The 6,932-nt window shown below is 66.6% G+C and carries 7 protein-coding genes; all 7 read right to left on the reverse strand.

The window, feature by feature from the left end:
• Window positions 1–7 precede the first annotated feature (7 nt).
• A complete protein-coding gene (locus tag ACP156_RS21885) occupies window positions 8–868 on the reverse strand; it encodes an ABC transporter permease (protein ID WP_425053514.1) in 861 nt (286 codons plus the stop codon).
• Window positions 865–1,845, reverse strand: coding sequence for an ABC transporter permease (locus ACP156_RS21890; protein WP_425053515.1), 981 nt, complete (start codon window positions 1,843–1,845; stop codon window positions 865–867). Before ACP156_RS21890 ends, ACP156_RS21885 begins: the two co-directional genes overlap by 4 nt.
• Before the next feature lie 78 nt (window positions 1,846–1,923).
• Window positions 1,924–3,528, reverse strand: a complete 1,605-nt coding sequence (locus ACP156_RS21895; RefSeq protein ID WP_425053516.1) for an ABC transporter substrate-binding protein — start codon at window positions 3,526–3,528, stop codon at window positions 1,924–1,926.
• A 51-nt stretch (window positions 3,529–3,579) separates the two neighbouring features.
• On the reverse strand, window positions 3,580–4,314 hold the full coding sequence (locus tag ACP156_RS21900) for an SDR family oxidoreductase (RefSeq protein WP_425053517.1): 735 nt from the start codon (window positions 4,312–4,314) through the stop codon (window positions 3,580–3,582).
• On the reverse strand, window positions 4,311–4,919 hold the full coding sequence (locus ACP156_RS21905; RefSeq protein ID WP_425049228.1) for an alkylhydroperoxidase domain protein: 609 nt from the start codon (window positions 4,917–4,919) through the stop codon (window positions 4,311–4,313). The genes ACP156_RS21900 and ACP156_RS21905 overlap by 4 nt, the downstream gene beginning before the upstream one ends.
• Window positions 4,920–4,933: 14 nt before the next feature.
• Window positions 4,934–5,503, reverse strand: coding sequence for a CMD domain protein (locus ACP156_RS21910; protein ID WP_425049227.1), 570 nt, complete (start codon window positions 5,501–5,503; stop codon window positions 4,934–4,936).
• Window positions 5,504–5,521: 18 nt separating this feature from the next.
• A partial coding sequence (locus tag ACP156_RS21915; protein WP_425049226.1) for an aminotransferase class V-fold PLP-dependent enzyme occupies window positions 5,522–6,932 on the reverse strand: 1,411 nt, incomplete at its 5' end.

The following is a 6,932-nucleotide window of genomic DNA, read 5'->3' on the forward strand; positions in this document are numbered from 1 at the left end:
AAAATCATCAGTTGCGCATCCGGGGGTTCAGGCGGTCGTTCAGCCCCTCGCCGACCACGTTGATGCAAAGCACCAGCACGAAGATCGCGAAGCCCGGAATGATCGAGAGGTAGGGAGAAGAGCGGATCACGGCCTTGCCGTTCGCCACCATACCGCCCCAAGAGGCGGTGTTGGGGTCGCCGAGCCCGAGGAAGGACAGGCCCGCCTCGACCAGGACGGCGGTCGCGACCATGACCGACGAGACAACGATTACCGACGAGAAGCAGTTTGGCAGGATCTCGGCGAAGACGATCCGCGCTGGGTGCATGCCGATCAGTCGGCAGGACTGCACGAACTCGCGCGAGCTAAGGCTCAGGAACTCCGCCCGGACCAGCCGCGCCACCGGCGGCCATGACACGACGGCGATGGCCAGCGTGATGGTCGCGATTGTCGGAGTGAAGATGACCACCAGAACGATGACGAACATGAAGCTGGGGATCGTCTGGAACACCTCGGTGAAGCGCATCAGTGCATCGTCCACCCAGCCGCGCGCATAGCCCGCGGTGGCGCCGATCACGATGCCGAGGATCGCCGCGGCAAGGGTCGAGGCGATGCCGATCAGCATCGAAACCCGCGCACCGTAGGCCAGCATGGCAGCCACATCCCGGCCAAGCACGTCGGTGCCCAGCGGCAGACCCGGCGCCGTCATCGGAGGGGTGTATGGCTCGCCTGCGGCGACCCAGGGACCGGCGGGCCAGAACAGGCCGGCGGTGAGCGCCGCAAGCGCGATGAGCGCAAGCATGGCGATGCCGCTGATGAAGACCGCGCGTGGGCGCTTTCGGCGGCGCAGCGGTGTCTCGGTGGCGACGGTAACGGCAGCGTCTGTCATCCGTTCAGTCCGATCCGCGGGTCGATCCAGCTGTAAAGCAGGTCGACGAGAAGGTTGGTGACGACCACACAGACCGACGACATGAACAACACGCCCAGCAGCAGGTTCACGTCACGGGCGAAGATGGCGTCATAGGTCATGCGTCCGAGGCCCGGCCACGAGAAGATCGTCTCGACCACCACCGAGCCGCCCAGCATGCCGCCGATCTGCAGGCCGAGCATGGTCAGCACCGGCAGCATGGCGTTCGCGGTGACGTGGCGCAGGTAAACCCGGCCTTCGGTCATGCCCTTGGCACGGGCGGTGCGGACGAAGTCCTGGCCCGCGACCTCGATCACCGAGGACCGCATCAGCCGGGCGAAGATGGCGAGGTAGAAGACGGCAAGGGTGAAGGCCGGCAGGATCAGGTGTTCGCCGATGTCCAGCCACTGCTGCCACCACGGTCCGCGCATCCCGATCGTCTTCATGCCGCCCGATGGCAGCCAGCCAAGATTGATGGTGAACAGCAGGATCAGCAGCAGGCCCAGCCAGAACAACGGCGTGGCGTAACCGATTAGTGCCAACACCGAGATTACGGCGTCCAGCGGCTTGCCGGCATTCTTTCCGGCGATCATGCCCATCAGCACGCCCAGCACGAAGGCCAGCAGGATCGCCGTGCTCATCAGCAGAAGCGTCGCGCCGAGCCTGTCCATGATGGCCTGCATCACAGGCATATTGCGGGTGAACGAGTATCCGAGGTCCAGCCTCAGAAGACTGGTCATGTAGTTGACGAACTGGACCGTGATCGGCTCGTCCAACCCAAATTCTTCCCGAAGCGCGTCGGCATAGCCGGGATCGCCGCCACCGGCGGTGCCCGCCATCACGTCGGCCATATCGCCGGGCGGAATGTTCAGCACGACGAAGTTGATGATCACGATGCCGACGACGATCAGGAAGGACTGGAACAGTCTACGGATCAGAAAGCTGGCGTAGCTTGGCATGGTTTGTTGCTCAATGCGCCCAAAGTGTGAGGGTTTGATGAGCCGGGGCGCCCGTCATTGACGCCCCGGCCAAAGGGATCACTCCGCCAGATAGGCGGTCGAGAAGCTGCCACCGAAGCCATAGGGGCTGACTTCGGAGTTCTGCAGCCGGGTGTTCTTCACAGCGAAGTACGGCATGTCGTTGATCGGCAGGATCGGCAGATCCGTCGCGGCTTTGACCTGGAACTTGTGGAACAGCTCGATGCGTTTCGCGGGATCAGGCTCGGCCGCGGCGCTTTCAAGAATCTCGTCCATCTCGGGATCGGCATAGCCCGACGCGTTCGAGAACGGCACGCCCGCAATGATGTTCTTCGACCAGAAGAACCTTTGCACCCCGATCGTCGGATCGGTCAGCGCCGAGGCGCCGGTGATCGTCAGGTCAAAGTCATTCCCCTCGCCGTACACCCGCTGGTAATAGGTCGCGGCATCGGCGGACCGGATCGTCACCTCGATCCCAACGACGGCAAGCTGCTGCTTGATGGACGCGGCGACGGTCGGATAGATCGGGCCGTAGGGAAGCGGATCCAGCGTCAGGTTCAGCCGCACGCCGCTGCCGTCCGGGGTGAAACCGGCCTCTTCCAGCAGGCTGATCGCCTTCTCGGTGTCGAACTCGTAGGTCGGCACGTCGGCTGTGTAGTAGGTCGAGATGGTGCTGGGCACCGGACCCGTAGCGACCTTGCCGAACTCGAAGTAGACGTTCTTGACCATCGCCTCGCGATCCAGCGCGTGCAGGATCGCCTGCCGCACCTTGGGATCCGCCAGGTATTCGCGGCGCACGTTCACTTCCATGAAGTTGTTGTTGCCGTAGGCTTCGTATCCGCTTTCCGGGATCTCAATGAACGGCAGTTCTTCCAGACGGCGGGCGTCGGCCAGCGACACGGGGATCGCCCCTGCGGCTTCGACTTCCTGCGCCTCGAAGGCGATCGCGCGCGAAGCGCTGTCGGCGATCAGCAGAACGACGATCTGGTCAAGGTAGGGCTCGTCTTCCTTCCAGTAGTTTTCGTTCTTTTCCAGCAAGATGTACTCGCCCTGCTGCCATTCGACGAACTTGAACGGGCCCGATCCGACTGGGGCGAGGTTGTTCGGGTTGGTCAGGATGTCGGTGCCTTCGTAAATGTGCTTCGGCACCACCTGGGCTTCCGAGGCGTTGAGCGCGTTCATCACGAAGGCAGAGGGCTTCGAGAACTTGAAAATCGCGGTCAGCTCGTCTGGCGTTTCGACCTCGGTCAGCGCGGCATAGGTCGACCGGCCGCGTGGGTGGAACTGGCTCCACACCTCCATGGCCGAGAAGGCAACGTCGGCCGAGGTGATGGGCTCTCCGTCGTGCCACGTCAGGCCCTCGCGAAGCACGACGGTCATGGTCTGCGCGTCGTCGGACATCTCGACCGAGGTCGCCATTTGCGGCTGCGGGTTCATGTCGAGATCGTACTCGACGAGCCCGTCGAAAATCTTGGGCGAGATCTGCGCGATTGGGCCCTGCGAGCTGACGGCGCTGACCAGTCCGACGGGTTCGGACAGGATGATGCGCAGGGTGCCGCCCATGACGGGCGATTGCGCGTAGGCGGCGGTGGTCAGGCCGCCAAGCGCGGGCCATGCGACCGCGGACCCGAGGCCAAGGGTGAAGAGGCGTCTGTTGATTTCCATGAAGGAGGTCTCCTGTTGGGTTGTCCCGGCTTGAGTGGCGTTGGCTATGGCTCAGTCGGCGTAGGCAAAGCCGCCGACGGCCTGCCGGGTTGGGTAGATTTCCATCCGCGCCAGCGTGGCGCGGTCGGGCAGTGAAAGCGCAAATCCGATACTCTCCGCGATGTCCGTTGGCTGGAGGGCCTCCTTCCCCTCCAGGAACGCTTTGCGCGCGGCTTCGGCGTCGCCCATGGCAAGGCCGAAAATCTCTGTTTCGACGCGTCCCGGCACGATCTCGGTCCAGCGAATTTTCGTGCCCAGCGTGTCGAGACGCAGGATGTTAAGGAACTGAGAGACGGCTGCCTTGCTGGCGGCGTAGGGCGCAGAGCCCGCCATCGGCCAGAGCCCGGCGCAGGAACCGGTCAGGAACACGTGCCCACGATTGCGCGCGCGCATTCCCGGCAGCACCAGCCGTGTCAGCTGCATCATCGCCCGCACATTCAGGTCGAGGATCTGGTCGATCCTTTCCGGCGGCATCGTGTCGAGCTTGCCATTGAACGTCGTGCCTGCGTTGTTGACCAGCACGTCGGCTTCGATCCCGCCGACCACATTCGCCAGCGCTTCGGCATCGGTGACGTCGACGGCGTGCGGGATTGCACCTGTTTCGGCGGCAAGCGCCTCCAGTCTGTCGGTACGCCGGGCCAGCGCGTGCACCGTCATGCCCTTGCCTGCCAGCATCCGGCAGACCGCGTCCCCGATCCCGGAGGATGCACCTGTCACGATGGCAGTCTTGTAGTCGGTCACCGTCACTTCGCCTCTCCCGGCGTGGTTGGTCCGAGGGAGAGCATCAGCCGGTTGGCCCAGTTGAAGAACGAGATGGCGTAGATGGCGTCGGCGATGGCCTGGTCGTCCATGCCGGTGGCGCGCAGCGCTTCGATGTGGTCGGGGCCGAAGGTCATCGGGATCGAGGTCAGGGCCACGGCGGCGTCAGTGATCGCGTCCCAGCGCGGGTCGATGCGGGCGGAAACACCCTCGTCCAGCAGCTTCTGCACCTCGTCCTTGCGCTTGGAATGCTGCGTGGCGAAGCGCGAATGCACCGAGGCGCAGTAGATGCAGCCGTTGTAGCGCGAGGTCGCGGCGGCGGCCATCTCGCGGTCGGCGCGCGGCAGGCCCGCGTCCGGGTTGTAGAAGATGTCCATGTCGGTGCGCGTCCGATATTCAAGGATATCCGGATCGCGGGCCAGCAGCATGAAGTACGGCATCTTGGACCGCCCCTTCTGGACCAGCGCGGTCCAGTGGCGCTCGGTCAGGTCGGCCTCGTCCATCGGCGGCAGCCACGGCTCCCAGCCCAGCATGTCCTGGGTGAAGACGTTGGGCTCGTCGGGGTTCTCGTGCGTAAGTACGGTCTCGGTCATCGGTGCGGTTCCGGTCAGCTGGCCGCCGCCAGAACCCGCAGGCCGGCGCCGGCGCGGATCTGGAAGCTGAGGAAGGAAATCATCTGCGACAGGGTGACGATATCGGTGGCGCTCCACCCGGCCCCGGTCAGCGCCACGATGGCGTCGCGGCCCGCGTCGCGGGGGTGGAACACCAGCATATGCGCATGCTCGAAAGCGGCGGCGAGGCGCGCGCCCAGGGCGTCGGCGTCGGCCTTGAACACCATGCCCGGCGTGTCCTCGGCGCTCAGCGGACCGGCCGGGAACGCGCCGTAGGGCCCTTCGGTCCGGCCCGCCGCGACCGCGGCCGCGATGGCGTCCGACAGGCCGGCGGCGTCGCTCTCGGCCAGCAGCCTCGCGTAATGCTCCATCGCCGGCGCGTCGCCGTGCAGCCCGGCCACGAAACACGTCACCGCCAGCCGCTCGCCCACCGGCATCAGCCCTTCGCGCACCGAGACGAACAGCGCCTCGTAGCTCTTTTGCGCGTATTCCCGCGCCGTGGGCCGCGCCGCGCGCAGCTCCGACTCGGGCGGCAGCCCCGCCAGCGTGTCGATCACGTCCGTCATGTCATCCTCACCAGTTGGTTATCCGTTCACGGTCACCGCGGCCGGCGCAAAGCGCGCCGTCGCCGGGTCCCCGACATAGCGTTCCGCGACACCCGCGGCGGTCTGCGCCAGTTCGGCCACGGCCAAGATCACCCGGTCCGCCTGCGCGTCGCTGAAGAGATAGCTGAAGTTCAGCCGCACCCAGCCCGGCCGGTCCAGCTCGCACCCGGCGTCCAGCTGCGCCGTCACCGCCTGCGAGGCGGGCCGGTCGAGATCCAGCAGGCGGTGCGCGTAGGGCCCGGCGCAGGCACAGCCGCCCCGCGCCTGAATGCCGTACATGTCGCTCAGCATGCGGGTGAACAGCTGGTGATGCACCAGCCCGCCCTGCCCGTCCCGCACCCGGAACGAGAACACCGGCAGCGCCCGGGCGCCCGCGCGCTGGCCAAGGATCTCGATCTCGGGGACCTTCGACCACGCGTCCAGCGCCCGAAGGCGGAACGCCTCGTCCCGCTCGGCGATCCGGTCGCAGCCCACCGCGTCCTTCACCAGCAGCGCCAGCGCGGCGCGGATGTCGCCGACCACGTTCGGCGTGCCCGCTTCCTCGCGCGCCTCGAGGCTGGAGGAATACAGGTGGTCCCAGGGCGAGACGAACCGCACCGAGCCGCCGCCGGGCGCGGTCGGGGTCGCGCGCCAGCCGATGCCGTCGCGGACGACCAGAACGCCCGTCGCCCCCGGCCCGCCGGGGAACTTGTGCGGCGAGAACACGATGGCGTCCTTCGCCGTCTCGCCCGTGCTCATGTCGATCGGGATGTAGGGCGCGGCGGCGGCATAGTCCCAGACCGCCAGCGCGCCCGCCGCCTTCAGCACCCGCGTCACCGCGTCGGTGTCGGTCAGGATGCCCGTGACGTTCGAGGCCGCGGCGAATGTGCCGATGACCAGATCGTAGCCTTCGACCTGCCGCAGCGCCTCGGCCAGCGCCGCCATGTCCGGCCCGCCGGTCGCGGCTTCGGCGATCTCGATCACCTCCACCCCGCTCTCGCGCCACGGAAGGATGTTCGAGTGATGCTCGTAAGGCCCGGTCAGCACCGCGATGCGCGCGCCGCCCGCCACCCGCGCCGCCAGGTCCAGCCCCGCCACGATCCGGTTCAGCGCGCCGGTCGCGCCCGATCCGGTGAAGATCACGTGGCAATCCGGCCCCGCGCCGGTCAGCCGCGCCACCTCGGCCCGCCCCGCCTCGCGCAGCCGCGTCATCACCCCGCCGCAGAACGAGGCCTCGGTATGCGTGTTGGCGTAAAACGGCAGCACCTGCTCGGACACGAAGCCTTCCACCTGCCGCAACGCGCGACCCGAGGCGGTGTAGTCGGCATACAGAAGCGACTGCGGCCCAAACCCCGCATCAAACACCACGCCATCCCCGATCAGACCACCGCGGAGGTCAGAGACGGGGTCG

This window comes from Psychromarinibacter sp. S121 (genome assembly GCF_049801035.1).
GTDB lineage: Bacteria > Pseudomonadota > Alphaproteobacteria > Rhodobacterales > Rhodobacteraceae > Psychromarinibacter.